This window comes from Piscinibacter sp. PDB1-1 (assembly GCF_056675995.1).
Genome location: NZ_JBWVZJ010000001.1, coordinates 1,412,154 through 1,437,678 on the forward strand (window position 1 = coordinate 1,412,154; position 25,525 = coordinate 1,437,678).

30 protein-coding genes and 1 tRNA gene are annotated in these 25,525 nt (G+C 65.9%); 15 read left to right on the plus strand and 16 right to left on the minus strand.

Annotation, left to right across the window (positions count from 1 at the left end):
• Nucleotides 1–48: 48 nt before the first annotated feature.
• The 7 genes from AC1KAR_RS06420 to AC1KAR_RS06450 all read left to right on the plus strand — a co-directional run bounded on the left by AC1KAR_RS06420 (nt 49) and on the right by AC1KAR_RS06450 (nt 4,582).
• On the plus strand, nt 49–570 hold the full coding sequence (locus tag AC1KAR_RS06420; RefSeq protein WP_480315667.1) for an outer membrane lipoprotein LolB: 522 nt from the start codon (nt 49–51) through the stop codon (nt 568–570).
• Nucleotides 561–1,451 carry a 4-(cytidine 5'-diphospho)-2-C-methyl-D-erythritol kinase gene (ispE, locus tag AC1KAR_RS06425; protein ID WP_480315669.1) on the plus strand — a complete coding sequence of 297 codons (891 nt, stop codon included), beginning with the start codon at nt 561–563 and terminating at the stop codon, nt 1,449–1,451. Before AC1KAR_RS06420 ends, ispE begins: the two co-directional genes overlap by 10 nt.
• A gap of 39 nt (nt 1,452–1,490) precedes the next feature.
• Nucleotides 1,491–1,567, plus strand: a tRNA-Gln gene (locus tag AC1KAR_RS06430).
• A 105-nt stretch (nt 1,568–1,672) separates the two neighbouring features.
• A complete protein-coding gene (locus AC1KAR_RS06435; RefSeq protein WP_480315671.1) occupies nt 1,673–2,656 on the plus strand; it encodes a ribose-phosphate pyrophosphokinase in 984 nt (327 codons plus the stop codon).
• 94 nt (nt 2,657–2,750) lie between these two features.
• Nucleotides 2,751–3,392, plus strand: coding sequence for a 50S ribosomal protein L25/general stress protein Ctc (locus tag AC1KAR_RS06440; protein WP_480315673.1), 642 nt, complete (start codon nt 2,751–2,753; stop codon nt 3,390–3,392).
• Nucleotides 3,393–3,515: 123 nt separating this feature from the next.
• On the plus strand, nt 3,516–4,145 hold the full coding sequence (gene pth / locus AC1KAR_RS06445) for an aminoacyl-tRNA hydrolase (RefSeq protein ID WP_480315674.1): 630 nt from the start codon (nt 3,516–3,518) through the stop codon (nt 4,143–4,145).
• A 194-nt stretch (nt 4,146–4,339) separates the two neighbouring features.
• Complete coding sequence (locus AC1KAR_RS06450; RefSeq protein ID WP_480315676.1) at nt 4,340–4,582, plus strand: hypothetical protein; 243 nt, start codon at nt 4,340–4,342, stop codon at nt 4,580–4,582.
• Here the strand turns inward: AC1KAR_RS06450 and AC1KAR_RS06455 are convergent.
• The 8 genes from AC1KAR_RS06455 to hisC form a co-directional block, all read right to left on the minus strand.
• Nucleotides 4,579–4,839, minus strand: a complete 261-nt coding sequence (locus tag AC1KAR_RS06455) for a YfhL family 4Fe-4S dicluster ferredoxin (protein ID WP_480315678.1) — start codon at nt 4,837–4,839, stop codon at nt 4,579–4,581. The genes AC1KAR_RS06450 and AC1KAR_RS06455 overlap by 4 nt on opposite strands.
• 3 nt (nt 4,840–4,842) lie before the next feature.
• The gene (gene coaD / locus AC1KAR_RS06460) at nt 4,843–5,346 is read right to left on the minus strand and encodes a pantetheine-phosphate adenylyltransferase (RefSeq protein WP_480315680.1); all 504 of its coding nucleotides are present in this window, start codon (nt 5,344–5,346) and stop codon (nt 4,843–4,845) included.
• A 40-nt stretch (nt 5,347–5,386) separates the two neighbouring features.
• Nucleotides 5,387–5,947, minus strand: coding sequence for a 16S rRNA (guanine(966)-N(2))-methyltransferase RsmD (gene rsmD, locus AC1KAR_RS06465; protein ID WP_480315682.1), 561 nt, complete (start codon nt 5,945–5,947; stop codon nt 5,387–5,389).
• 9 nt (nt 5,948–5,956) lie between these two features.
• Entirely contained in the window at nt 5,957–6,718 is a 762-nt protein-coding gene (gene hisF / locus AC1KAR_RS06470; protein WP_480315684.1) for an imidazole glycerol phosphate synthase subunit HisF, read from the minus strand.
• Between the two features lie 5 nt (nt 6,719–6,723).
• The gene (gene hisA / locus AC1KAR_RS06475; protein ID WP_480315686.1) at nt 6,724–7,470 is read right to left on the minus strand and encodes a 1-(5-phosphoribosyl)-5-[(5-phosphoribosylamino)methylideneamino]imidazole-4-carboxamide isomerase; all 747 of its coding nucleotides are present in this window, start codon (nt 7,468–7,470) and stop codon (nt 6,724–6,726) included.
• 84 nt (nt 7,471–7,554) lie between these two features.
• The gene (hisH, locus tag AC1KAR_RS06480; RefSeq protein ID WP_480315688.1) at nt 7,555–8,202 is read right to left on the minus strand and encodes an imidazole glycerol phosphate synthase subunit HisH; all 648 of its coding nucleotides are present in this window, start codon (nt 8,200–8,202) and stop codon (nt 7,555–7,557) included.
• Between the two features lies 1 nt (nt 8,203).
• Nucleotides 8,204–8,797, minus strand: a complete 594-nt coding sequence (gene hisB, locus AC1KAR_RS06485; RefSeq protein WP_480315690.1) for an imidazoleglycerol-phosphate dehydratase HisB — start codon at nt 8,795–8,797, stop codon at nt 8,204–8,206.
• Nucleotides 8,794–9,888, minus strand: coding sequence for a histidinol-phosphate transaminase (gene hisC, locus AC1KAR_RS06490; protein ID WP_480315692.1), 1,095 nt, complete (start codon nt 9,886–9,888; stop codon nt 8,794–8,796). The genes hisB and hisC overlap by 4 nt, the downstream gene beginning before the upstream one ends.
• 81 nt (nt 9,889–9,969) lie before the next feature.
• Here hisC and AC1KAR_RS06495 point away from each other — a divergent pair, with 81 nt between their 5' ends.
• Complete coding sequence (locus AC1KAR_RS06495) at nt 9,970–10,251, plus strand: hypothetical protein (protein WP_480315694.1); 282 nt, start codon at nt 9,970–9,972, stop codon at nt 10,249–10,251.
• The gene (locus AC1KAR_RS06500) at nt 10,248–10,439 is read left to right on the plus strand and encodes a hypothetical protein (RefSeq protein ID WP_480315696.1); all 192 of its coding nucleotides are present in this window, start codon (nt 10,248–10,250) and stop codon (nt 10,437–10,439) included. The genes AC1KAR_RS06495 and AC1KAR_RS06500 overlap by 4 nt, the downstream gene beginning before the upstream one ends.
• 13 nt (nt 10,440–10,452) lie before the next feature.
• Here the strand turns inward: AC1KAR_RS06500 and hisD are convergent, their stop codons facing one another.
• The 6 genes from hisD to AC1KAR_RS06530 form a co-directional block, all read right to left on the minus strand.
• The gene (gene hisD, locus AC1KAR_RS06505) at nt 10,453–11,769 is read right to left on the minus strand and encodes a histidinol dehydrogenase (RefSeq protein ID WP_480315698.1); all 1,317 of its coding nucleotides are present in this window, start codon (nt 11,767–11,769) and stop codon (nt 10,453–10,455) included.
• An 8-nt stretch (nt 11,770–11,777) separates the two neighbouring features.
• Nucleotides 11,778–12,419, minus strand: coding sequence for an ATP phosphoribosyltransferase (hisG, locus tag AC1KAR_RS06510; protein WP_480315700.1), 642 nt, complete (start codon nt 12,417–12,419; stop codon nt 11,778–11,780).
• Nucleotides 12,416–13,687 carry a UDP-N-acetylglucosamine 1-carboxyvinyltransferase gene (murA, locus tag AC1KAR_RS06515; RefSeq protein ID WP_480315702.1) on the minus strand — a complete coding sequence of 424 codons (1,272 nt, stop codon included), beginning with the start codon at nt 13,685–13,687 and terminating at the stop codon, nt 12,416–12,418. The genes hisG and murA overlap by 4 nt, the downstream gene beginning before the upstream one ends.
• 90 nt (nt 13,688–13,777) lie before the next feature.
• Nucleotides 13,778–14,047 (minus strand): BolA family protein, encoded by a 270-nt coding sequence (locus AC1KAR_RS06520; protein WP_480315704.1) that lies wholly within the window; start codon nt 14,045–14,047, stop codon nt 13,778–13,780.
• 14 nt (nt 14,048–14,061) lie between these two features.
• Nucleotides 14,062–14,826, minus strand: a complete 765-nt coding sequence (locus tag AC1KAR_RS06525; protein ID WP_480315706.1) for an ABC transporter permease — start codon at nt 14,824–14,826, stop codon at nt 14,062–14,064.
• A gap of 85 nt (nt 14,827–14,911) precedes the next feature.
• On the minus strand, nt 14,912–15,847 hold the full coding sequence (locus AC1KAR_RS06530; RefSeq protein ID WP_480315708.1) for an ABC transporter ATP-binding protein: 936 nt from the start codon (nt 15,845–15,847) through the stop codon (nt 14,912–14,914).
• 104 nt (nt 15,848–15,951) lie between these two features.
• On the opposite strand from AC1KAR_RS06530, the gene AC1KAR_RS06535 reads away from it, so the two are divergent.
• The 6 genes from AC1KAR_RS06535 to AC1KAR_RS06560 all read left to right on the plus strand — a co-directional run bounded on the left by AC1KAR_RS06535 (nt 15,952) and on the right by AC1KAR_RS06560 (nt 22,123).
• Nucleotides 15,952–16,620 carry a TetR/AcrR family transcriptional regulator gene (locus AC1KAR_RS06535; protein WP_480315710.1) on the plus strand — a complete coding sequence of 223 codons (669 nt, stop codon included), beginning with the start codon at nt 15,952–15,954 and terminating at the stop codon, nt 16,618–16,620.
• A 39-nt stretch (nt 16,621–16,659) separates the two neighbouring features.
• On the plus strand, nt 16,660–17,433 hold the full coding sequence (locus AC1KAR_RS06540) for a hypothetical protein (RefSeq protein WP_480315712.1): 774 nt from the start codon (nt 16,660–16,662) through the stop codon (nt 17,431–17,433).
• Between the two features lie 175 nt (nt 17,434–17,608).
• Nucleotides 17,609–18,214, plus strand: coding sequence for a DUF3501 family protein (locus AC1KAR_RS06545; RefSeq protein WP_480315714.1), 606 nt, complete (start codon nt 17,609–17,611; stop codon nt 18,212–18,214).
• Nucleotides 18,215–18,270: 56 nt separating this feature from the next.
• The gene (locus AC1KAR_RS06550; protein WP_480315716.1) at nt 18,271–18,519 is read left to right on the plus strand and encodes a hypothetical protein; all 249 of its coding nucleotides are present in this window, start codon (nt 18,271–18,273) and stop codon (nt 18,517–18,519) included.
• A 14-nt stretch (nt 18,520–18,533) separates the two neighbouring features.
• Complete coding sequence (locus tag AC1KAR_RS06555; protein ID WP_480315718.1) at nt 18,534–19,811, plus strand: DUF2325 domain-containing protein; 1,278 nt, start codon at nt 18,534–18,536, stop codon at nt 19,809–19,811.
• Between the two features lie 35 nt (nt 19,812–19,846).
• Entirely contained in the window at nt 19,847–22,123 is a 2,277-nt protein-coding gene (locus AC1KAR_RS06560; protein ID WP_480315720.1) for a TonB-dependent siderophore receptor, read from the plus strand.
• Between the two features lie 196 nt (nt 22,124–22,319).
• On the opposite strand, the gene glpK is transcribed toward AC1KAR_RS06560, so the two are convergent.
• Together glpK and AC1KAR_RS06570 are read right to left on the minus strand one after the other, a co-directional pair.
• A complete protein-coding gene (glpK, locus tag AC1KAR_RS06565; RefSeq protein ID WP_480315722.1) occupies nt 22,320–23,813 on the minus strand; it encodes a glycerol kinase GlpK in 1,494 nt (497 codons plus the stop codon).
• A gap of 736 nt (nt 23,814–24,549) precedes the next feature.
• Nucleotides 24,550–25,314, minus strand: coding sequence for a DeoR/GlpR family DNA-binding transcription regulator (locus AC1KAR_RS06570; RefSeq protein WP_480315724.1), 765 nt, complete (start codon nt 25,312–25,314; stop codon nt 24,550–24,552).
• Between the last annotated feature and the right edge of the window lie 211 nt (nt 25,315–25,525).

Genomic DNA, 25,525 nt, shown 5'->3' on the forward strand with positions numbered 1-25,525 from the left:
GTGGCGCGCGCCCTGCGCACTTTCGCCGGCGCGTGTATCGCAGGCGTGATGGCCGGTCTGGTCGCAGGCTGCGCGACGGTGGGCGAGCAGGCGGCCGTCGGCACCGACACGCTCTCCGGAAAGCTCTCGGTACGGGTCGATGCCAGCGCCAGCGAACCCGCGCGCAGCGAAAGCGGCAACTTCGAGCTGAGGGGTACACCCGAAAGCGGCCAACTCAACCTGTCGTCACCCTTCGGCACCGTGCTCGCGCAGGCGCGATGGTCTGGCCAGCGCGCCTGGTTGACCACCTCGCAAGGCGAAACCGCGTACCCGAACCTCGACGCACTCACGCAAGAGATGCTCGGCGAGCGCCTTCCGATTGCCGCGCTGTTCGACTGGCTGCGCGGGCGCCCCTGGCCAGGCGCCCCAAGCCAGCCGAACGTCGCGCCGGCCGATGCCGGCTTCGAGCAGCTGGGCTGGTCGGTCGACCTCGCCCGATTCGACGAAGGCTGGATCGCCGCCCAGCGCAAGCTGCCACGCGCAGTCACCGTGCGCGTCCGACTCGACCCTCTTGACCGACCATGGCCCTGACCGCGCTCTACGAAGTCGCCGCTCCTGCCAAGCTGAATCTCTTTCTGCATGTGGTGGGCCGGCGCCCGGACGGCTACCACCTTCTGCAGTCGGCCTTTGTGCTCATCGACTGGGCCGACACCTTGCACTTCGAGCGCCGTACGGACGGAGCCGTCGCTCGCCACGACCTCGGTGCAGCATTACCCGCCGACGACCTGTGCCTTCGCGCCGCCCGTCTCTTGCAGGCCGAATCCGGCACCTCGTGGGGCGCCGACATCTCCATCGACAAGCAAGTGCCGTGGGGCGCGGGCATGGGCGGTGGCAGCTCCGATGCCGCCAGCACCTTGCTCGCCCTCAACCGCTTGTGGCAACTGGACTGGCCTCTGCAGCGCCTGCTCGACCTCGGGCTGAAGCTAGGCGCCGATGTTCCGTTCTTCCTGGGTGGGCACAACGCCTGGGTCGAAGGCGTCGGCGAGCAGCTCACGCCGATCGCGCTCGCGCCGCAGTGGCTGGCCGTGATCAAGCCCGCTGCCAGCATCGAAACCCGTGCCATATTTACCAGCCCTGTGTTGGCTAGAAATACCGAACCTGTTATAGTGTCGGGCTTCCTTGCAGGGACCGGCATTGATGCCCTGGTGGATGGTTTTGGTCGCAACGACCTGCAGCCTCCCGCCGAGCAGCAATGCGCTGACGTGGCGCAAGCCGCACGGTTGCTCCAGGCTCGATTCGGCAACGGCCGCATGACGGGCTCCGGCAGCGCAGTCTTCGCAAGGGCAGGCAGAATCAGCGACGCATCGGCCGCACCCACGGCGACACTCCCGGCGGATCTTCCACCGGGCTGGGTGAGCAGAATGTGTCGCAGTCTGGAGCGCCACCCCTTGTTGGGTTGGGCATCAGACTGAGCAGGTTTCAGGTGAACCGCGCAAGCGGCAAACCGGTGTAGGGGAGTCGCCAAGTTGGTTAAGGCATCGGATTTTGATTCCGACATCCGAGGGTTCGAATCCTTCCTCCCCTGCCAAAGTTTCTTGTTTCCCGGTGCCTGAGGGCCGACCACAAGGCCGGGACCTGAAGGCACGCCGGGGCTGAAGTAGATGGGCGCGTTTGCCCCCACGGAATGCGCCCAATGAGCCTCGACGGAGGGAACGTGCTTTTCAATACCGTGCTGTTTACCGGGAATGCCAATCCGGCGCTTGCGCAGGAAATGGCCGCCAATCTCGGCATCGAACTCGGCAAGGCCAAGGTCGGCCGCTTCTCCGACGGGGAAGTCGACATCGAGATCCAGCAGAACGTTCGCGCCCGCGACATCTTCGTCGTGCAGCCGACCTGCGCGCCGACGAACGAGAACCTGATGGAGTTGTGCATCATGGTCGACGCGCTGAAGCGCGCTTCGGCCCGGCGTGTCACGGCAGTCATCCCCTACTTCGGTTATGCCCGCCAGGACCGCCGCCCGCGCTCCACGCGCGTGCCGATCAGCGCCAAGGTCGTGGCCAACATGCTCGAAGCCGTGGGCGTCGAGCGGCTGCTGACGATGGACCTGCACGCCGACCAGATCCAGGGCTTCTTCAACATTCCCGTCGACAACATCTATGCGTCACCGGTGTTGTTGTCCGACCTGCAGGGCAAGCGCTATTCCGACCTCGTGGTCGTGTCGCCTGACGTCGGTGGCGTGGTGCGCGCACGTGCGCTGGCCAAGCAACTCGGCTGCGACCTCGCCATCATCGACAAGCGCCGTCCGCGCGCCAACGTGTCCGAAGTGATGCACGTCATCGGCGACATCGACGGGCGCAACTGCGTGATCATGGACGACATGATCGACACCGCTGGCACGCTCGTGAAGGCCGCCGAGGTGCTCAAGGAGCGCGGCGCGAAGAGCGTCTATGCGTACTGCACGCACGCCGTGTTCTCCGGCCCCGCCATCGAGCGCATCAAGGGCTCGGCGCTCGACGAAGTCGTCATCACCAATACCGTCCCGCTCAGCGAGGACGGCAAGAAATGCTCGAAGGTGCGCCAACTGTCGGTGGCCTTCCTGTTCGCCGAAACCATCCGTCGCATCTCCGACGGCGAGTCGGTGACCTCCCTGTTCGCGGAACAGAACAACAACTTCTGATCCGCTTGCCGGCGCACACGTTGCGCTGTTCGTGGCCGCAAGGCCGTCATCGGGAAGCCTGGTCGCGGGCTCCCATCCATCACTGGAGTACTACATGAAATTCGTCGCTTTCGAGCGCACCAAGCAGGGGACCGGAGCGAGCCGCCGCCTGCGCAATGCCGACAAGGTGCCCGGCATCGTTTATGGCGCTGGCACGCCCACCATGATCGAACTCGATCACAACGCCCTCTTCCACGCGCTGAAGAAGGAAGCCTTCCACTCGACCATTCTCGAGATGGAACTGGGTGGCAAGAGCCAGCAAGTGCTGCTGCGCGACTACCAGTTGCACCCCTTCCGCCAGATCGTGCTGCACATCGACTTCCAACGCGTCGACGGCACCACCAAGATCACCAAGAAGATCCCGCTGCACTTCGTGAACGAAGAAAACTCGCCGGCCGTCAAGACCGACAAGTGCCTCGTGAACCACGTGGCGACCGAGCTGCGCATCCAGTGCCTGGCTTCCGCTCTGCCTGAGTTCATCACCATCGACCTCGGCGAACTGACCAAGGGCCAATCGCTGCACGTGAGCGACCTCAAGCTGCCCGCCGGCATCACCGTGGTGACGCAAGGCAAGCCGAACCCCGTGATCGTGTCGACCTCGCTGCCGGTCGAGGAAGAGGAAGCCGCTCCTGTCACGCAAGTCGCAGCAGCGCCTGCCGCCAAGCCGAAGAAGAACGAAAAGCAGAACAAGCGGTAATCCCCGCGATCCGCCTGCCTGAAGGCCCCGCTTTGGCGGGGCCTTTTTCATTCTTACCCCCCACGGCTCCCTGCTTCGGCGGGATGAGTTCTCACCACTCGGGCCGGGATAATCCGCACCATCATGATTCGACTGCTGGTCGGCCTGGGCAACCCAGGCCATGAATACGAAGCCACCAACCACAACGCCGGGTTCTGGTGGATCGACGCCGTGGCGCGCGAGCTCAAGACCTCGCTTTCGCCGGAGCGCGCGTATTTCGGCCTCGTCGCCCGGGTAAACCGGCCTGGAGAACAAGGCCCCTTGTGGTTGCTGGAGCCCCAAACCTACATGAATCTGTCCGGCAAATCGGTGGCTGCGCTGGCGCGCTTTTTTAAGATCGCGCCCGAGGAGATCCTGGTGGCGCACGACGAGCTCGACCTGCAGCCGGGGCAGGTCAAGTTCAAGCGCGGGGGCGGGCACGCCGGCCACAACGGCCTGCGCGACATTCACGCGCAGCTCGGCACGCCCGACTACTGGCGCCTGCGAATTGGCATCGGGCACCCCGGTGTGAAGGCCGAAGTGGTCGACTATGTTTTGCGCAAGCCTAGCCCCACGGCGCGCGACGCGATCCACGACGCCATCACCAAGACGCTGCCTGCGCTCGACCTGATCCTCGCCGGCGAGATGGAGCGCGCCACCATGAAGATCAACGCCAAGCCGCCTCGGCCCAAGCCACCACGCGCCGACGGCCCGGGGTCCGCCTCTACGCCGTGAAGCGATCGGTCGCTGTCTGGGGCCTGATGCTGGCAGGCGCCTGTGCCTCGGCTCAGACGGTGTACCGCTGTGGCCCGGAGGGTCGCGAATACTCGCATGTCCCGTGCACTGGCGGTCGCGTGGTGAACGCCGCAGACGAACGCAGCGCCGAGCAACAAGCCGACGCGGCTGCGCAGGTTCGACGTGAGCAAGTCTTGAGCGACACCATGGCCCGCGATCGCCTGGGGCGCGAGGCGGCCGCACCGCTCGCCGCGGGCAGCTTCAACGCCAGGTCGTCACTGGCGCCGGCCGACGCACCCCCGACCCAACCGCGCAAGGGCAGCAAGAAGTCTTCACGGAATCGCGCCTCAACCCGCAACGGAACCGGTGCAGACAATGGCAACTTCAAGGCCGTGGCCCCAGGTATGGCCAATGCCAGGAAGCAAGCGCGCGGCTAAGGCTTCGCGGCTGCAGCCTGCAGTTGCTCGAACTTGCCCCACAGCATCTCGCGTGTCTCGATGTGTTCGGGGTTCACGGGGATGCAGCTCACCGGGCAGACCTGCACGCACTGGGGCTCGGGAAAGTGCCCGACGCACTCGGTGCATTTGGCCGGGTCGATCTCGTAGATCTGCGGTCCGAGCGAGATCGCCTGGTTCGGGCACTCAGGCTCACAGACATCGCAATTGATGCAGTCGTCCGTGATCCACAGTGCCATGGCCTATCGCTCCCCAGCGCTCACGCGCTGTTGCAGTCGTCTGAGCACCGAGGGTGACACGAACTTGGAGACATCACCTTTCAAGGTGGCAATTTCGCGCACGAAGGTTCCGGAGACGAACTGGAATTGATCGCTGGGCGTGAGAAAGACCGTTTCGACCTTGGGCATGAGATGGCGGTTCATGCCAGCCATCTGGAATTCGTATTCGAAGTCGCTCACCGCACGCAGGCCGCGCACCACGACCTTGCCGCCGTGGCTGGTCACGAAGTCGCTCAGCAAGCCGTCGAACGCGATGACCTCGACATTGGGGTGAACCGAAGCCAGTTCCTGAGCAATCTCCAGGCGCTCCGACAGGTTGAACATCGTGCGCTTGTGGTGGCCGGTCGCCACCGCCAGGATCAGCCGCTCGAACAGCCGGCTGGCACGAGCCATCAGGTCTTCATGGCCCAGCGTCATGGGATCGAAAGTCCCCGGGTACACGGCGGTGAGGCGGGTCGCGGAGGTCAAGGCAGCTTCCTTCTGTTCGGCTCGGGAAAGTGATGTCAGTTTAGCCGGGCATGCCGCGCTGCATCAGGTGGAAGTGCACGGCCCCAGCCCGACCTTGCCGGTGCAGGCGCAGGCCTAGTGCGGCCAAACACGCCTCGTCGGCCAGCGAACGATCGGCCTCCAGATAGGTGTAGCCACCCGGGGCGAGCACACGCACGGCAGCCTGCAACGCCGGCAGGAACAGGTCTGCTCCGAAGGGCGGGTCGATCAGCACGAGGTCAAAGCGCTCCGGGGCACAGCGCGCCATCCACCCCATCGCGTCGCCCACTTCGATCTGGACGGCAGCAGCCTGCAGGCGGTCTTTGACCGTGCGCAGGTTTCGCGCCAGACGGGCATCGCGTTCGATCAGCACGACCTCGCTGGCGCCGCGGGAGGCCGCCTCGAAACCCAGCGCACCACTGCCGGCGAACGCATCGAGGCAGCGCCAACCGGCCAGGTCCTGGCCCAGCCAGTTGAAGAGGGTTTCTCGCACGCGATCGGGCGTCGGGCGCAGGCCGGGCGCATCGGCCACCGGCAGCTTGCTGCGCTTCCATTGCCCGCCAATGATGCGGACTTCAGCCATCGATCCCGCTCAGTGGCGAACCGGGATGCCGCGGCTGGCCATGAGCGCCTTGGCTTCGGCCACGGTGTGCTCGCCGTAATGGAAGATGCTGGCGGCCAGCACGGCATCGGCACCGCCTTGCTGGATGCCTTCAGCCAAGTGCTCCAGGTTGCCGACGCCACCGGAGGCGATCACGGGGATGTCGACCGCGTCGCTTACGGCACGGGTCAGCGGGAGGTTGAAACCGATCTTGGTGCCGTCGCGGTCCATGCTGGTCAGCAGGATCTCGCCCGCGCCGTGCTCGGCCATCTGGCGCGCCCATGCCACGGCATCGATGCCGGTGTTCTTGCGACCGCCGTGGGTGTAGACATCCCAGCCGGAGCCGTCGGCCCGCCCTTTGGCGTCGATGGCGACCACGATGCACTGCGCACCGTACTTCTGCGAGGCATCACGGATGACCTGCGGATTGGCGACCGCCGCAGAGTTGAAGCTGACCTTGTCGGCCCCTGCGTTGAGCAGGCGCCTCACGTCGTCAACGGTACGCACGCCCCCCCCCACCGTCAGCGGGATGAACACCTGGGAAGCCACCGCTTCGATGATCGGCAGGATCAGGTCGCGCCCGTCGCTCGTGGCCGTGATGTCGAGAAAGGTAAGTTCGTCGGCGCCCTGCTCGTTGTAGCGGGCGGCAATCTCGACCGGGTCGCCAGCGTCGCGTAACTCGACGAAGTTGACGCCCTTGACGACGCGCCCGCCCGTCACGTCGAGGCAAGGGATGATGCGCTTGGCCAGCATCGGGTTCAGGCCGCGCCGTTGAGTTCGTCGGCGCGCTTCTGCGCGGCGGCGAAATCGAGCGCACCGGTGTAGATGGCACGCCCGCAGATCACGCCTTCCACGCCTTCGCCTTCGACGGCGCAGAGCTTCTCGATGTCGGCGAGGTTGGACAGCCCGCCCGAGGCGATCACCGGGATGCTCAGCGACTGCGCGAGCTTCACGGTGGCATCGATGTTGATGCCGGTGAGCATGCCGTCGCGGCCGATGTCGGTGTAGATCACGCCTTCGACGCCGTAGTCCTCGAACTTCTTGGCAAGGTCAATGACTTCATGGCCGGTGAGCTTGCTCCAGCCGTCGGTAGCGACCTTGCCGTCCTTTGCGTCGAGGCCGACGATGATGTGCCCGCCGAAGGCGCTGCAAGCGTCCTTCAGGAAGCCGGGGCTCTTGACCGCCGCCGTGCCGATGATGATGAAGCTCAGGCCGTCATCCAGGTAGCGCTCGATGGTGTCGAGGTCGCGGATGCCACCGCCGAGCTGCACCGGGATCTCGTCGCCGACCTCGGCGAGGATCGCCTTGATGGCAGGTTCGTTGACAGGCTTGCCTGCGAACGCACCGTTGAGGTCCACCAGATGCAAACGCCGTGCACCGGCATCGACCCATCGCCGGGCCATGGCTGCCGGGTCTTCGCCGAAGGTGGTGGAGTCGGCCATGTCGCCTTGTTTGAGGCGAACACATTTGCCGTCTTTGAGGTCTATGGCAGGGATCAGCAGCATGGCCGAAGCATGAGTGGGTGTGGAGGAGGTGGGAGGAACCGCAGGCCCGAGAACAACGCAGACGAGATGACGCCGTGAAGCGGATCAGGGATTCCAGTGCAGGAAGTTGCGGTAGAGCGCGAGGCCTTGCTCGGCGCTCTTCTCAGGGTGGAACTGGGTGGCGAAAATGTTATCGCGTGCCAGCGCACAGGTAAAGCGGGTGCCGTACACCGTTTCGCCCACGCTGTGGCGTGCGTCGGACGGGCGCGCGTAGAAGCTGTGCACGAAATAGAAGTAGGCAGCATCGGGCACGCCCGCCCAGATCGGGTGCGCATGCGCCTGGATCACCTGGTTCCAGCCCATCTGCGGGACCTTGAACCGGCTCCCATCGGGTTGCAGTTGGCCTTGCAACTGGAACCGGATCACCTCGCCCGGGATGAGATTCAGCCCGTCGGTAGGCCCTTCCTCGCTGCGAGTGAGCAACATCTGCATGCCCACGCACACGCCCATCAGCGGCTTGCGCGCGGCGGCGTCGAGCACGGCGTCTTGCAGACCGGAATCGCGCAGATCGCGCATGCAATCGGGCATGGCGCCCTGGCCAGGCAGCACGACGCGCTCGGCGGCATAGACCTCATCGGGCTTCGAAGTGACGATCACCTCGAAGCCGCTGCCCTGCGCGACATGCATCACCGCCTGCGACACGGAGCGCAGGTTGCCCATGCCGTAGTCGACGACGGCCACAGTGCGTGCCATGTCAGAGGCTGCCTTTGGTCGAGGGGATGACACCCGCTGCGCGCGGGTCGATCTCCAGCGCCATACGCAACGCCCGCGCGAAGGCCTTGAAGATGGTCTCGCACTGGTGGTGGGCGTTGTCGCCCTCGAGATTGTCGATGTGCACGGTCACGCCGGCGTGATTGCTGAAGCCCTGGAAGAACTCGTAGGCGAGCTGGGTGTCGAACGCGCCAATCATGCCGCTCTTGAAAGCGACGCGCATGTGCAGGCCCGGGCGGCCGGAGAAGTCGATCACCACGCGTGACAGCGCCTCGTCGAGCGGCACGTAGGCGTGGCCGTAGCGGCGCAGGCCTTTCTTGTCGCCCACCGCCTTGGCCACAGCCTGGCCGAGGGTGATGCCCACGTCTTCGACCGTGTGGTGGCCGTCGATGTGCAGGTCACCCTTGGCGTCGATCTCGATGTCGATCAGCCCGTGGCGGGCAATCTGGTCGAGCATGTGGTCGAAGAAGCCGATGCCGGTGGCCAGCTTGGCGGCACCGGTGCCGTCGAGGTTGATGACGACGCGGATCTGCGTCTCATTGGTGTTGCGGGTGACGTCCGCGATGCGGTCGGTCATGACAGGCTCGCTTTCATGGCTTCGATCAACAAGTCGTTTTCTTCCGGGGTGCCAACGGTCAGACGCAGGCAGTTTGACAGCAGCGGGTGCAGTTTGCTGACGTTCTTCACTAGCACGCGGCGTTGCTTCAGGGCGTCGAACAGCGAGGCCGCATCGGGCACGCGGGTGAGCACCATGTTGGCTTCGCTGGGGTAAGGCTTCACCCCGGGCATGGCGGCCAGCGCCTCGATCAGACGCGAGCGCTCGCTGCGCAGAACGGCTGCCTGGCGCGCGAATTCGTCGTCGTGATCGAGTGCGAAAAGTGCTGCCTCTGCGTTAAGCACGCTCACGTTGTAGGGCGGGCGCACCTTGTCGATCTCGTCGATCAGCGCTTTCGGGCCGAGCATGTAGCCCAGGCGCACGCCCGCGAGGCCGAACTTGCTGAGCGTGCGCATGACGAGCACGTGCTCGTGCCGCGCCACGCGGTCGACGTAGCTGCGCGAGGCAAAGGGCTGGTAGGCCTCGTCGATCACCACCAGGCCGGGTGCCGCCTGCACGACGCGTTCGATGACGGCGTCGTCGAACAGGTTGGCAGTCGGGTTGTTCGGGTACGCGATGAAGACGATGGCCGGCTGATGCTTGTCGATCGCGGACAGCATGGCGGCCTCGTCGAGTTCGAAATCAGCCGTCAGCGGCACGCCCACGAACTGCAGGCCTTGCAGCTTGGCTGACATCTCGTACATCACGAAGCCGGGCACCGGTGCCAGGACGGTGGCACCAGGCACGTCGCAGGCCATGCTCAGGAGGCTGATGAGTTCATCCGAGCCGTTGCCAAGCATCAGCTCGAAGCCCTCGGGCAAGCCCACATGGCGCGCCAAGGCTGCGCGCAGTTCGTCGATCCGGGCGCCGGGGTAGCGGTTGATCGCCACCTCACCCAAGCGCGCACCGAGCGCCTGGCGCAACGCCTCGGGCAGGCGGAACGGGTTCTCCATCGCGTCGAGCTTGAGCATGCCGCTGCTCGGCTGGATGGCGTAGCCGTGCATGGACTGCACGTCTTGCCGGATGTGGCGTGCAATGACCGGGGAAAGGGCGGAAGAATGCCTGCTGGACATGATGGGATCGCGTGGGGCAACGGGCCTTGAAAGGCCCCGTATTACATAATATATTGCATGTATCGTTCACTGGAGACCGCCATGGCAGCCGTCCTGACCAACGTGTACCTCGAACCCGGGCAACGCAAGTTCCTGGAGAAGCAGGCGAAAGCCAACGGGAGCAACCTCTCTGTCGAGATGCGCTCGGCGGTCGATTTGTACAAGGCGGGCGTTTCCAAGCCCGACCTCGACTTGCTCGACCTGGCCACACGCCGCGCCAAGGAAGACCTGGACGCGATCAACGCCACCCTCGACGCCGGCCAGCGCCGCGCCGAGCTGTTCTTCGCGCAGATCGAATCCATCAAGGCTGGCGCTCCGCAATGAGCCTGGTCGCAGAGATCCTCGACCGCCTGACCGGCGTCTCGATGCTGCGCGAGAAAGTCGCCCAGCAGGACAAGGTGCTCGAAGGCATGCAGCGCATCATGCTCGACCAGCAACGCGAGCTGGCCGAGATCAAGGGCACCTTGCGGGCCATGGTTGCCATGCAGCCGTCCTTGACCCACAAGCGATAACCCGTTTCCGTCTTCACCGCGGCTTGAGCCGCATCTCGGCGGCCTGCGCGTGGGCTTGCAAGCCCTCGCCATAAGCCAGTTCGGCCGCGATCACGCCGAGCTTCTGCGCGCCCGCTTCGCTCACCTCGATGAGGCTGCTGCGCTTCTGGAAGTCGTACACGCCCAGGGGCGACGAGAAACGTGACGTGCCCGAGGTCGGCAGGACATGGTTCGGCCCGGCGCAATAGTCGCCCAGGCTTTCGCTCGTGAACGCGCCCATGAAGATCGCACCGGCGTGCCTGAGCAGTGGCTCCCACTTCGATGGCTCGCGCGAGCTGATCTCCAGATGCTCAGGCGCGATGCGATTGCTGATCTCGCAGGCCTCTTCCATCGAGCGGGTGTGGATCAGCGCACCGCGGCCTTCGAGCGAGGCGCGGATGACGTCGCGGCGCGGCATGCCGTCGATCAGCCGATCGATCGCCGCCTTGACCTTCGCGATGTAAGCCGCATCGGGGCACAGCAGGATGCTCTGCGCCAGCTCGTCATGCTCGGCTTGGCTGAAGAGATCCATCGCCACCCAGTCGGCCGGCGTCGTGCCGTCGGCCAGCACCAGGATCTCGCTCGGGCCGGCGATCATGTCGATGCCCACCTTTCCGAACACGCGGCGCTTGGCGCTCGCCACGTAGGCATTGCCGGGCCCGGTGATCTTGTCGACCCCGGGCACGGTGGCCGTGCCGTATGCCAGTGCCGCCACGGCCTGTGCGCCGCCCAGGGTGAATGCGCGGTCGACGCCGGCAATGGCGGCGGCGGCCAGCACCATCGCGTTGCGCTCGCCCTTGGGCGTGGGAACCACCATGATGATCTCGCCCACCCCAGCCACCTTGGCCGGCACCGCCCCCATCAGCACACTGGACGGATAGGCGGCCTTGCCGCCGGGCACGTACATGCCCAGGCGATCGATGGGTGTGACCTTCTGGCCCAGCAGCGTGCCGTCGGCGTCGCGATAGCTCCACGAGCGGCCGCAGGCCTCGAGCTGGCGCTGGTGGTAGTCGCGCACTCGTTCGGCGGCGGCTTCGAGGGCGCCGCGTTGTTTCGGCGTGATCGCCGCCACGGCGGCCTGCAGCTCGGCGCGGGTGATCTCGAGCGCCGACACCGCGCTCGCCTTCAGGCCGTCGAACCGTTCGGTGTACTCCAGCACGGCCGCATCGCCGCGCTTGTGCACGTCGGCGAGGATCGCCGCCACCCGCTCTTCGATCGCATGGTCCGTCTCGGCCGACCAGTGCAGGACGCGCTGGAACTCGGCTTCGAAATCGGCGGCGGTCGTGGCGAGCTGGCGGACGTTGACACTCATGGTCTGGCTCAGGTTGGAGGAATGGCCGACGCGATCGCGTCGATGATCTGGCGGATGGGTTCGCGCTTGGTCTTGAGCGCGGCCTGGTTCACCACCAGGCGGGCCGAGATCTTCATGATCTCTTCGACCTCGACCAGATGGTTGGCCTTGAGCGTGCTGCCGGTGGAGACAAGGTCGACGATGGCGTCGGCCAGGCCCGTGAGAGGTGCGAGCTCCATGGAGCCGTAGAGCTTGATCACGTCCACATGCACGCCCTTGTCAGCGAAGTGATCACGCGCGCAGCTCGTGTACTTGGTGGCCACGCGGATGCGCGAGCCCTGCTTCACCGCCGTGGCGTAGTCGAAGTCGTCACGTACCGCCACGCTCATGCGGCATTTCGCGATGCGCAGGTCGAGCGGCTGGTACAGGCCTTCGCCGCCGTGCTCGAGCAGCACGTCCTTGCCGGCCACGCCGAGGTCGGCGCCGCCGTACTGCACGTAGGTCGGCACGTCGGTGGCGCGCACCAGCACCACGCGCACATCAGGTCGGGTCGTTCCGATGATGAGCTTGCGCGATTTCTCCGGGTCTTCGAGCACCTCGATGCCGGCCGCTTTCAGCAGCGGCAGAGTCTCTTCGAAGATTCGTCCTTTGGACAGGGCAAGAGTGATCATTTGATGCGTTCAATATCGGCGCCAATGCTGCGCAGCTTGGTTTCCATCTGGTCATAGCCGCGGTCCAGGTGGTAGATGCGCTCGACAGTCGTTGCCCCCTCGGCCACCAGGCCACCGATGACGAGGCTGGCCGAGGCACGCAGATCAGTGGCCATCACCGTCGCGCCGGACAACTTCTCCACTCCCTGGACCACCGCCGTATGGCCATCGACCTCGATCTTCGCGCCCAGACGCATGAGTTCGTTCACGTGCATGAAGCGGTTCTCAAAGATAGTCTCGGTGACCTTGGCAGTGCCGCTTGCGATGCAATTGAGCGCCATGAACTGCGCCTGCATGTCGGTCGGGAAAGCCGGGTACTCGCTCGTGCGAAACCCTACGGAACGCAGGCGACCCTCGCTTTTGACGCGGATCCAGTCGTCAGCGGACTCGATCGTGGCGCCGGCATCACGCAGCTTGTCGATCACCGCGTCGAGGTGATCGGCCCTGGCGCGGCGCAGCACCACGTCGCCCCCTGCCGCTGCCACGGCGCACAAGAAGGTGCCCGCCTCGATGCGATCGGGAACGATGCGGTGCGGTTTGGTCGCAGGCAGGCCACCGAGGCGCTCGACGCCCTGGATGCGAACCTTGCTTGTGCCATGCCCCTCGATGCGCGCGCCCATGGCAATGAGCATCTCGGCCAGGTCGGTCACTTCTGGTTCCTGCGCGGCGTTCTCAAGCACGGTTTCGCCGTCAGCCAGCGCGGCGGCCATCATCAGGTTCTCGGTGCCGGTGACGGTGACCATGTCGGTCGTGATACGCGCCCCCCGCAGGCGCTTGGCGCGCGCGAGGATGTAGCCGTGCTCCACAGTGATCTCCGCACCCATGGCCTGCATGCCCTTGATGTGCTGGTCGACCGGCCGCGAGCCGATGGCGCAACCGCCGGGCAAGGACACCTTGGCCTCGCCGAAGCGCGCCAGCAAGGGGCCGAGCACGAGGATCGACGCCCGCATGGTCTTCACGAGGTCGTACGTCGCCTCGCGCGAACTGACCTTGTCGGCATGGATGGTGACCGTCTCGGGCTGCGCGTCGCTACGCTGCGCCGCCACGCCCAGCATGCGCAGCAGCTTGAGCGTGGTATTCACATCCTGCAGGCGCGGCACATTGGTCAGCGTGACCGATTCATCGGTCAGCAAGGCCGCACACAGTTCGGGCAGGGCCGCGTTCTTCGCGCCGGAGATCGTGAGTTCGCCCGCGAGGCGGCGGCCGCCGTGAATCAGAAGTTTGTCCATGCTTGAGCTTTCTTGGCTGCCCCATGACCACCCCGGCTTTCGAACCCGCTGGCGCAGGCTCGCCAGCCGCAGTGAGCACTGCGGCGGGTATCAGTGGTGGTGGGTGGAGGCCGGGGCTGGGCTGGCAGCCCACTCGGCCGGGGTCAGCGTCTTCATGGACAGAGCGTGGATTTGCTCACGCATTCTATCGCCCAGGGCCTGGTAGACGCGCTGATGGCGCGCCACCCGGCTCTTGCCATCGAACTCGGCCGACACGATGGTGGCGAAGAAATGACGGCCGTCGCCTTCAACCTGCAGATGCTCGCAGGCCAGGCCTTGCGCGATGTAGCGCTGGACTTCGGCGGGGGTGGGATCAGCCATGGAGTCGGATTATCTCAGTGTCTGATCTTGTAGCCGATGCGAAGGAGATGCAGGCACAAGGCGCACACCACAACCAGGCTCGCGCTCACGATGAGCAAGCTCGTCCACGGCGAAACGTCGCTCACGCCGAAGAAGCCGTGGCGGAAGCCGTCGACCATGTAGAAGAAGGGGTTCAGGTGGCTCAGGCCCTGCCAGAAGGCCGGCAGCGACTTGATCGAATAGAACACGCCCGAGAGCATCGTCATGGGCATGATCAGGAAGTTCTGGAAGGCCGCGATCTGGTCGAATTTTTCGGCCCAGAGCCCCGCGATCAGGCCGAGCGCGCCCATCATCGCGGCGCCGGCCAGCATGAAGACGAAGACCCAGACCGGATGCGACACAGGTGGCGGCGCGAACCATACCGTCACCAACATCACGCCAAGGCCGACCACTACGCCGCGCGCCATCGAGGCACCCACGTACGCCACGAACCAGGCCCAGTGGCTGAGCGGTGTGACGAGCAGGAACACGAGGTTGCCGGTGATCTTGCTCTGGATCAGCGAGGAACTGCTGTTGGCAAAGGCGTTCTGCAGCACGCTCATCATCACCAGGCCGGGAATGAGGAAGCTGGTGTAGCCCACCTCGCCGAACACCGTGACGCGGCCTTCGAGCACATGGCCGAAGATCAGCAGGTACAGCACGGCGGTGAGCACCGGCGCAGCGACGGTCTGGAAGCTGACCTTCCAGAAGCGCAGCATCTCCTTGTAGAGCAGCGTACGCGCGCCCGCCAGAGCCGTCATGACAACTCCGCGATCGCCGTTGCCGGCGATCGACCCTCCGAGCGAGTCGGGCCTTGCTTGGGGCGGCCCAGCGCTGCAGCCCGCCTCATACCGCCACCTTCACCTGGTCGATCGTCTTCGGCGGCCCCTGCATGATCTCGAGGAACACGTCTTCGAGGTCGGCGCGGCCGATCTCCAGGTCTTCGGGTTGGCAGCCGGCGGCGCGCAGAATGCCTAGCACCGTCTCGACCTCGGCTGCGTCGTGCGCGGTGACCTGCACGATGCGCCCGGTCACGCGCGACTGGGCGGCGAGCTGCGTTGGCAGCGGCGCGTCCATCTTGAATCTCATCATCGTGCTCGCCGTGCCGGCCAGGAGTGCGGAGGTGCGATCGAGCGCCACCATACGACCCTGCTTGAGCATCGCGATGCGGCCGCACAGCGCCTCGGCCTCTTCGAGATAGTGCGTGGTCAGCAGCACGGTGTGGCCTTCCTTGTTGAGTCGAGCAACGAACTGCCACAGGGTCTGGCGCAGTTCGACATCCACACCCGCCGTTGGTTCGTCGAGCACGATCACGGGCGGCCGGTGCACCAGCGCCTGCGCCACCAGCACGCGGCGTTTCATGCCCCCGGAGAGCTGGCGCATGTTGGCGTGGGCCTTGTCAGACAGCCCCAGGCCTTCGAGCAGTTCGTCGATCCAGGCGCCGTTGTTGCGCACACCGAAATAGCCACTCTGGATAACGAGGGTTTCGCGCACGCTGAAGAACGGGTCGAACACCAGCTCCTGCGGGACGATACCCAGGCGCTTGCGTGCTTCGGCGTAGTCGGAGACCACGTCGTGCCCGAGCACCGAGACCGCGCCGCCACTGGCGCGCGTGAGCCCCGCGAGGATGCTGATGAGTGTGGTCTTGCCCGCGCCATTCGGCCCGAGCAGACCGAAGAATTCGCCGGGCTGGATCTCGAAGCTCACGCCGTCCAGCGCACGCACATCGCGCCCGCCGGATGAGTAGAGCTTGCTGATGTTCTGGAAGGAGATGGCTGGCATGAAGGGCTGCGATTGTAGGCAGCCGATGCAATCTTCGCTGGTGGCAAAACCGGTGTCTGGTGCTAGATTCGCCCGCAGATAACAACGAGGCATGAGAGACAAGCATGGCCCCTCCGCCCAAGAAGCCGCGCCGTACCGCCGAACGCATCCTCGAAGTGACGCTGGATCTCTTCAATCGCTTCGGCGAGCCGAACGTCTCGACCACACTGATCTCGGCGGAGTTGAACATCAGCCCCGGCAACCTGTACTACCACTACCCCGCGAAAGACGAGCTGATCAACTCGCTCTTCACGCGCTATGACGAGTCTCTGCGGCAGTTGCTGCACGCCGCCGACGACGTTCGCAATGTCGAAGACGCCTGGCTGTTCTTCCACATGCTGTTCGAGCTGATCTGGCGCTACCGCTTTCTGTACCGCGACCTCAACGACCTGCTCAGCAAGAACCGCAAGCTGGAGACCCAGTTCCAGAATGTGCTGCGCGACAAGACGCAGGCGGTGCAAGGCGTGCTCAGTGGCCTGGCGCGTGGCAATGCGATCCGAATCACACCGACCGAGGCCGAGCCCACCGCCACCGCGATGGTCGTCGTGCTCACCTACTGGCTGAGCTACGAATATGTGCGCGACCCGCGCAACGCGCTCGAGCCCGAGAGCGCCGGTGTGGCTCTGCTGCGCGGCGCTTTCCACGTGCTCAGCCTTCTTATGCCCTACCTCGACCCAGCCCAGCGCGAGCACCTGCTCGGCCTGGTGGGTCGCTACCAGAAGCCCGCCCCATAACCTGCCCACGCGCACCACACCAGCGCTCAGGAGACGACCATGGCCAAGTGGACTGCCTTCCCCTACGACGCCACCGACTACAGCTTCGACGCCGCCGCGCTCAGGAAGAAATGGGCCCGGCTCCACGCGGGTGACGCGGAGCCTCTCCCCAAAGACGACAAGGTGCTCTCCGCCTGGGCGCTGTACCACGCGGGCGAGTTCCAGAAGGCCGCCGAGGCTGGCCTGAAGGCGGGCCCCGCAGGCACGACCGTGGCCAACAAGGCCCAGGCCATCTACGCCAACTACCTCGAGAAGAGCGACAAGACCAAGTTCGCGCTCTTTCTCGAAGTGGCCGAGCGCGCCGAGGCGCAGGCCGCCGCCGAGCCCACGAACGCCAACGCGCACTACCTCATGGCCTACGCACTCGGCCGCTACAGCCAGGGCATCAGCGTCGCCAAGGCGCTGGCCCAGGGGCTTGGCAGCAAGGTCAAGACGGCACTGGAAACCGCCATCAAGCTGCAGCCCAAGCACGCCGACGCCCACATCGCGCTCGGCGCTTTCCATGCCGAGGTGATCGACAAGGTGGGGTCGCTGCTCGCCCGCACGCAAGGCGCCAGCAAGGAGGCCGGCCTGTCTGCCTTCAAGACCGCCCTCAAACTCAACCCGGCCTCCGCAATTGCGATGGTCGAGTACGCCAACGGCCTGGTCATGCTCGAAGGCGACAAGAAGATGAAGCAAGCCGAGCAGCTCTACGCCGACGCTGCCGCCTGCGACCCCGTCGATGCGATGGAGCGGCTCGACGTCGAGATGGCCAAGGCCGAACTCGACGAATAGAGCCCCACCCCTTTCCGGGGGATGAACAGGGCCTTAAGGTTGTGAATGCGAACGATTCGCATTAAAGTTCACAAACCCTGAAGCCGCCCCTGCCACCTGGTGGACGTCCTTGCTTTCAGGGCTCGCGCACAGCCAGCCATCGCCCGCCGTGCCAGACACCGAATTCGGACTGGACATGGCCCTACTCTTTCCCTCACTTGCGAGCGAACAGCACCGACACAAGCAAAGTCTGATCGCGCATCGGCGCGGCCGCAGCATCGCGCTTGGGCCGCGCATGTGGTTCCAGTTCGAGGATGCACGCACCGTCGAGTACCAGGTCGACCAGCTGCGCGCCGAGCCCGACGACGACGCCCAACGCGAGATTTCTGCCTGCGAGCACCTTGTGCCCGATGGCACCAACTGGAAGGCCACGCTTCTCATCGACCTGAGCAACGCAGCCGCGCGCGAGACGGAAACGCCCCCGCTGTCACTGCCTCCGCAGGCTCCACCCAGGATCTGCGAGGCCGTGACCCGCCTCTACGTCGAACTGCCCCACTTCGCCCGCGTGTACGCGCAAGCCAATACCGGCCTGCCCGCGCCACAGAGGGCGGGCCAAGAAGCGGCGAGTTCGCAGGTGCACTTTCTGCGCTTTGACTTTCCCAAGCCGCTACGCGTGGCGCTGCTGGCCGGTGCGAGCGCCACGCTCGGCTGCGCGCACGACCAGTACGCCTTTCGCCGCGTGATTCCGCTGGCCACGCTGGAGCGCCTGCGCTGCGACCTGGCCACGCAGTCCCCCCGCTGAACCGCATCGAACGCGGTCCGCCCCATCCACTGCTTCGCCAACCGACGCGAGGACCCATGCACCACCCCGATCCTGAACAGCACGGCCCCGGCCTGCCCCTCGCGCGAAGCGAGCTCGGCCATGTATCGATCTGCGCATGCGGCGTGGTCACCGTGACGCTGCACTACCTGAGCATGCGCTTCGAACCCGCCGCCTTCCGCGAGCTGGTGGGCATGTTGGGCCATGCGCAAGAGCGCATCGACAACGACGCCGCCTCACCTTCGGCGCCAGCACCTGCACCGCACGACGCACCGCAAGTGCATTGAACGGGAGACACCCTATGTGCCAGAAAGACCCCAACCAACTCGAAACCCTGGTGCGCCTGGCCGCCAGCCAGACCGGCGCCACTGTGTTGAGCGCTCCTGCTGCTCTGGCCAACGGTTCCCGGCGACGGCGCCTGTGGGAGCTCGACAGCCACGCCCACTGCCCGGTCGTCGGCGTGTGCCTGCCCATCAGCGCGCTGCGCCGGCTGGTCGACAAGGTGCTGGGGGGTCAGGCCATCGCCGATGAGTACGAACTGCACTGCGGCGTGATCGCCGAGTGCCGCCTGCGCACGCCGGTGGCCGAGGCCGTGCAACGCGAGCTCGACCGCCGCTGCCTGCTCACGCTGCGCCAGGCCGCCAAGGCCAAGACCACCGAGGCGCTGGCCGCATGGTGGGCCGAGGCATCCAAAGGCAAGGACCTGGCCGGCGCCTTCTGGGCCACGCTCACGCACGCACGCTGTACGCCCGCACTGGAGCATCAGGTGCTCGGTGAAGTGCACATGCTCCAGCACCAGGTGGGCATGGCGCGCCGCGTGGATCTCGCGCATTTCGAGAACCTTGTCGACGAGAACGCCGTGCTCGCGCGCGAGCTCGCCGCGACGCAGCAGCGCGGCACGCGGCAGGCCGACGAACACCATCTGCGCAGCGAGCAGCAGCAAACTCAGATCGTCCAACTGCGCGCTCAACTCATCAGCCGAGACACCACCATCGCCACCCTGCGCGACGAACTGCGCACCCTCGAAGCTGCCGCGCCCGGGCTCAGGAGCCGCTTCGACCTCGCCCGCGAGAGCGAGCGCCAGATCGAGCGCCTGCAGCAGCTCGAACGCGCCCTTCAACAGGCGCAACTAGAGACCGAACGCCAGCGCCGCCATGCCGAAGAAGTGGCCGCCGAACTGCACCGCCGCGACCATCTCGCAGGCGACGCCGCTGCACCGAGCAACGGCATCCAGGACCGCGAGCCACCCACCCGGCTCGACGACCGTTCCGTACTCTGTGTCGGCGGCCGCCCAGCCAGCGTGCCGGTCTACCGCCACCTGGTCGAGCGCACCGGCGGGCGTTTCCTGCACCACGACGGCGGCGAAGAAGACAGCCCCGCCAAGCTCGATTCCACGCTGGCCGCCGCCGACCTGGTGATCTGCCAGACCGGCTGCATCAGCCACGACGCCTACTGGCGCGTGAAAGACCACTGCAAGCGCACCGGCAAGCGCTGCGTGTTCGTCGAGACCCCGAGCACCGCAGGGCTGAAGAAGGCCCTGCTCGCGCTGGTGCCTGCGACGGAGCCCTCACCCCCCTGAGGTCCTGTTTCCACTGCCACAAACCAAACCACACCATGAAGAAGTTCGACACGAGGGAGCCTCACCAACACCACGCGCGCGCTGCGATCGCGGCAGCCGTGATTGCAGCGCTGCCGACTTTCGCCCTGGCGCAGACGAGCCCCGAGCCGGCCGCACCGGCGGCAGGCGACGCCAGCGCCCCGGCCAGCGCGCCCTTGCCAGCTACACCGGTTACCGAACCCAGCACGGTTCTCGCGCCTGTCCGCGTGAAGGCGGCCGCCGAACAGGAGACCGCCAACGGCCCGGTGCGCGGCTACGCGGCCAAACGCAGCGCCACCGCCACCAAGACCGACACGCCGCTCAATGAGGTGCCGCAATCCATCACGGTGATTACCGCAGATCAGCTGCGCGACCAGAGCTCCTTCACCATGCAGGAGGCCCTGCGCTACACCGCCGGCGTGCGCAACGAGATGTACGGCCTCGACAACCGTGGTGACTGGTTCACGCTGCGCGGCGGCAGCGAAGGCTCGGTGCTGCTCAACGGCATGCGCCAGCCGCTCACCGGCTGGTACGGCGTGATCCGCAACGAGCCCTATGCCTTCGAACGCGTCGAAGTGCTGCGCGGGCCCGCCTCCATCGTCGCTGGCCAGAACGGCCCGGGTGGCGTGGTCAACATGGTCTCCAAGCGCCCACAGGCCGATGCCACGCGCGAGATCGAGCTGCAACTCGGCAACTACGAGCGCCAGCAGTTCGCGGCCGACATCGGCGGCGCGCTGAACGACGAATCGACGTTGATGTACCGCGTGGTCGGCCTCTACAAGGAGGCCGGCAGCCAGGTCGACCACGGCAACGAGCGGCGCACCTACATCGCCCCCTCGCTCACCTGGGCGCCGAACAGCCGCACCAAGTTCACCGCCTACGCCGAATACCAGAAGGACTACTCGGCCAATCTCAACGCCTTCCTCCCGCTCGAAGGCACGCTCTACCCCGCGCCCAACGGCCCCATCCCCTACAGCACCTTCATCGGCGAGCCGGCCTGGGACCGCTACGGCGGCGAACGCGAGCGCGTCGGCTACGAGCTGGCGCTGCCAGTGAGCGACAACTGGTCGCTGCGCCACAACCTGCGCTACGACCGCATCGATGGCGGCATGCGCTCGATGTATGCCGACTGGTCGAGCTGGGTCAACGCCGATGGCACGCCCAACCCCAACGGCACCTACCTGAATCGCGTCTACTACGCCGACGACGACAGAGCCAAGATCATCAACGCCGACCTCGTGTTCGAAGGCAAGCTGCGCTTCGGCAGCACGCAGCACACCGTGCTGGTGGGCGTGGACGCCATGAAGAACACCACCGACATGGTGTACTACGACAGCGGTTTCGCAACTCCGCTCGACGTCTACAACCCGGTGTACGACACGTTCCAGGAGCCTGACTTTGGCTCGATGGTCATCTCCACCACGGCGTCTAAGCAGCGCACCGCCGGCTTGCTGCTGCAGGATCAGATCAAGATCGACGACCGCTTCGTGATCGTCGGCGCCGTACGCCGGGATCGCGCCAAGTTCGACACCGACAGCACCGACACCACCACCGGCACTGTCGACCCCACACGGCAAGACGATTCGGCCACCACGAAGAATCTCGGCGGGGTGTACCTGGCGCCATATGGCATCTCGCCCTACGTCGGCTACTCGGAGTCCTTCGAGCCTGTTGCGCCCACCATGGGAAAGATCTACCAACCCAAGCGCGGCAAGCAGATCGAAGCGGGCGTGAAGTGGGCGCCTGAGGAACAACGCTTCAGTGCCTCCGCGGCCCTCTACAAGCTGAAGGAAACGAACCGCCTGACCGAGGGCCCGACGCCCGCCGACCCACCCGGCCAGCTCGGCGAAGTCTCCGTCAACGGGTTTGAGATCGAAACCAGCGCCACGCTGGCGAACTGGGATCTGACTGCGCAGTACACCTACACGGATGCTCGCGAGACCAGCGATGCCCCTGATCGCGCGAACTACTACGACAAGCAACTCAGCGGTATCCCGAAGCACAGCGCCTCCGCCTGGGGCGTGCTCAAGTACGGCAGCTTCGGCCTGCCGGGCCTGCGAACCGGCCTGGGCGTGCGCTATGTGGGCAAGACATCGGACGGCACCGACAACAACACCGTGCCTGCGGTGACGCTGTTCGACGCGATGGTGGCCTACGACATGAACGCGTGGCGCGTGGCCTTCAACGTCAACAACCTGGCCGACAAGACCTATCTCGCCACCTGCCTGGAACGCGGCGATTGCTGGTTCGGTACTCAGCGCACCGCGGTGCTCTCGCTCGCCTACCGCTGGTAATCAAGCACGCAGCGCCGGGAGGACGTGAACCGAGAGGCCACGTACGCACCGGCCCTCGCAACCCGTCTCCTCTCCCGGTCACTGCCGGGGTGTGGCACCCCTGTCGGGTTCTACCCAACCAACCACGACAGGGGTGTTGGCCCTCGCCTCACGGCGGGGGCATTTTTTTGCTCGCCTCGAGTGGCATCGGCGCCAATCAAGCTGCCGTGCTCATGCGCACCGCGCGCTCCCACTCCTGCATCAACACCTGTGCGCGCTCGCGCGACATGGCGGGCTCGAAACGCCTGTCGACCTGCCATTGAGCGGACAGCTCGTCGAGGCTTCGGTACACGCCACACGACAGGCCCGCCAGATAGGCCGCACCGAGCGCCGTGGTCTCGATGACCTTGGGCCGCACCACCGGGATGCCCAGCAGATCGGCCTGGAACTGCATCAGCAGATCGTTCACGCAGGCGCCACCATCGACGCGCAGCTCGGCCACCGGCGCGCCTCCTGCCGCCACTGCGTCGCGGCTCATGGCCTGCAGCAGTGCCGCGCTCTGGAACGCAATGCTCTCCAGCGCCGCACGCGCGATGTGGGCCATGGTCGTGCCGCGCGTCAAGCCGACGATCGAGCCACGCGCATCGGCTTTCCAGTAGGGCGCGCCGAGGCCTGTGAACGCTGGCACGAAGGTCACACCGCCAGCGTCGGGCACGCTCTCGGCGAGCTGCTGCACCTCGCTGCTGGCCTTGATGGCCTTCAGGCCGTCGCGCAGCCACTGCACCACCGCGCCGCCGATGAACACGCTGCCTTCGAGCGCGAACTCGGGCGTGGTGGTCGGCTGCGAGGCACTCGTCGTCACCAGCCCATTCGTCGAAAGCTGGAAGTTGGCTCCGGTGTGCATCAGCATGAAGCAGCCGGTGCCGTAGGTGTTCTTCGCGAGACCAGGCTTGAAGCAGGCCTGGCCGAACAGCGCGCTCTGCTGGTCGCCTGCCACGCCGCCGATGGGCAGAGATGCGCCGAGCAGGCCAGCCTGCGTGTGGCCGAACAGGTGGGCTGACGGCTTGACCTGCGGCAGCATCTCGCGCGGCACACCGAGGATGCGCAGCAGCTCGTCGTCCCACGCATTGGTGCGGACGTCGAGCATCAGCGTGCGCGAGGCGTTGCTCACGTCCGTCACGTGCACCTGCCCGCCGGTGAGCTGCCAGATGAGCCAGGTGTCGACCGTGCCGAACGCCAGTTCACCCTTGGCCGCCGCCTCGCGCGTGCCGGGCACGTTGTCGAGGATCCACTTGAGCTTGGTGCCTGAGAAATACGCGTCGAGGATCAGGCCGGTGCGCTGCTGGAAGACCGGCTCCAGCCCCTTGCTGCGCAGCTCCACACAGGTGGGCTCGGCGCGGCGGTCCTGCCACACGATGGCGTTGTAGACGGGCTCGCCCGTCTTCCTGTTCCAGACCAGCGTGGTTTCACGCTGGTTGGTGATGCCGATGCTGGCGATGTCGGTTGCCTGCAGCTTGGCCTTTTGCAGCACTTCCTTGGCGGTGGCGAGCTGGGTGTCCCAGATCTCCTTGGGGTCGTGCTCGACCCAGCCCGGTTGCGGGTAGATCTGGCGGAACTCGCGCTGGGACATCGCAACGACGTGACCGTCTTTGTCGAAGACGATGCTTCGGGAGCTGGAGGTGCCTTGGTCCAGGGCCAGGAGGTAGGTCATGTGCTGGTTCCTTTTGCTCGCGCGGCGCAGACAGCTTGGGCTGTATGCGCACCACAGTCCGCTCGGGCTGAGGTATCGAAGCCTCGTGCTGCCTCTCGCGTGGCTTGTTCACTGCGTGAGGCCGCGCCGGGTGTTCGGCCTGGCAGCCGACCTCCTTTCTTGTACCGACAAGAAAGGAGGCAAAGAAGCGGCCCCTGCCTCCTCGGCCCTCGCTGCGCAAGGGCTGCATTGCGCTGCTCGGTCTTTGCGGGTCGGGCAGCACTCGCTACGCGGCCTGCGGCCCCTGCGCTGCTCAGCTCGTTGGGAGGGGAGGAGCCAACACCAGCCGGGCCTCGCTTGGCGAGGCTTTGATTCGATGCCAGCGAAGCTGGCGAGGTATTCCGGGGCCCCTGAGAGCCGTCGAGCAGCGCAGGGCTTGGTGGGTGCGCGCGCAGCGCGCTTCGTGATCTGACTTCGGGCAGCTGTTTGAGCGCAACGCCGGCACGGCGCGTAGCGAGTTCTGCCCGACCCACCAAGACCGAGCAGCGCAGAGCAGTCGGCCCTAGGCCGACCGGCGAACGGGGTGCCCTTTCTTTTGGTCCCCTTTCTTTGGGCAAGCAAATAAAAGGGACTGCCCTGCCGGGGGCATATCCCGGCGCGGCCTCACGCAGTGAACAACCCCTGCGAAGAGCAGCACGGGGCTTCGATACCTCAGCCTGAGCGGGCTGTGGCGTGCGCCGAAGAGCAGTAACGCCACTCACCCCGCCACCTCACACTGCACCCCCGCCTCCGCCAACAACAAAGGAAACGGCTCCGGTGGCGCCTCGTCCGTGAACAGCATGTCCACCTCGTCGAGCCCCGCCAGCTTCACCATCGCAGGCCGGTTGAACTTGGAGTGGTCCGCCGCCAGCCACACCTGCCGCGAGTGCTCGATGATGGCGCGCGCCACCTTCACCTCGCGGTAGTCGAAATCGCGCAGCGTGCCGTCGTCTTCGATCCCCGAGATGCCGATCAGCCCGATGTCGACCTTGAACTGGCTGATGAAATCGACCGTCACCTCGCCCACGATTCCCCGGTCGCGCGAGCGCACCACCCCGCCCGCCACGATCACCTCGCAGGCCGGATTGTCCGACAGGATCGCCGCCACGTTCAGGTTGTTGGTGATCACGCGCAAGCCCTTGTGGTGCAGCAGCTCGCGCGCGATCGCCTCGGTGGTGGTGCCGATGTTGATGATGAGCGAGCACCCCTCGGGCACCGCCGCCGCCACGCGCCGAGCGATACGTTGCTTGGCCTGCTCGTTGAGCTGCTGGCGCTGCCGATAGGCGATGTTCTCGGTGGTCGAGCTGGGCAGCCGCACGCCGCCGTGAAATCGCGCCAGCAGGCCGGCAGCGGCGAGTTGCTTCACGTCGCGCCGCACGGTCTGCAGCGTCACGCCGAACTGGTCGGCCAGGGCCTCGACCGAGACGGCGCCGCGGTGGCGCACCTCCTGGATCAGCAGGGCTTGTCGGGGGTTCGGGGTCATGCGTGCAGGGGCAGCGAAGCCAGGTCTGGCTGGCGAGCGTAGCGGTCGCCCCCGGAGTGGCGAGAGGGTGGAATCCGCCCTTGCGCAGTTTTCGTTTGTTGGCTAAAAAGAAAAAAGAGGAAAACAAACGAACCGAAATCGAACACGCCCGTGAAGAAGTCCGCGGCAGACCCGGGGTCTGCAGGGCTTCGATGGCAGTCGAGGGCGCCAA